The organism is Citrobacter sp. wls757 (genome assembly GCF_005280935.1).
Taxonomy (GTDB): domain Bacteria; phylum Pseudomonadota; class Gammaproteobacteria; order Enterobacterales; family Enterobacteriaceae; genus Citrobacter; species Citrobacter portucalensis.
This window is the reverse complement of record NZ_SZWU01000004.1, coordinates 1-619: the sequence shown is the minus strand read 5'-3', so window position 1 is coordinate 619 and position 619 is coordinate 1. Positions and strand designations below refer to the sequence as shown.

At 51.4% G+C, this 619-nt stretch carries 1 pseudogene; it reads right to left on the bottom strand.

The features are described from left to right. Positions 1-25: 25 nt before the first annotated feature. A pseudogene (gene xylR / locus FDW94_RS00150) lies at positions 26-619 on the bottom strand (D-xylose utilization transcriptional activator XylR); the annotation flags it as partial.

Below are 619 nucleotides of genomic sequence, written 5' to 3'. Positions count from 1 at the left end.
GCTTCGCCGCATCCGGCAATAATCCTCACAGCAACACTTCGCTGTTCACATCGCGATACTCTTTGGGCGTCGTGTCATACTCTTTCTTAAAGACCGAATAAAAATATTGCAGAGACGGATAGCCGCACATCTGTGAGATTTCGTTGATTGAAAGTGTGGTAGATATCAACAGGCTGCGCGCTTTTTCCAGCTTTTCGGCATGAATCACGGCGTGGATAGTCTCTCCGACCTCTTCTTTAAAACGCTTCTCCAGATTCGAACGAGAAATCCCCACTGAATCCAGCACTTGTTCAACCTTAATACCTTTACAGGCATGGTTGCGGATAAAGTGCATCGCCTGAATCACCGCCGGATCGGTTAATGAACGGTAGTCGGTTGAGCGGCGTTCAATGACGCGCACCGGAGGAACCAGTGTACGTTGCAGCGGCAGCTCTTCATTTGCCAGTAAACGATGTAAGAGCTTAGCGGCCTGATACCCCATCTGCCTGGCTCCCTGGGCCACGGATGAAAGCGCCACCCGTGACAGATAGCGGGTCAGTTCTTCGTTGTCGATCCCAATCACACACAGCATTTCCGGTACTGGAGTATGCAGGTGCTCGCAGACTTGCAGGACGTGTCG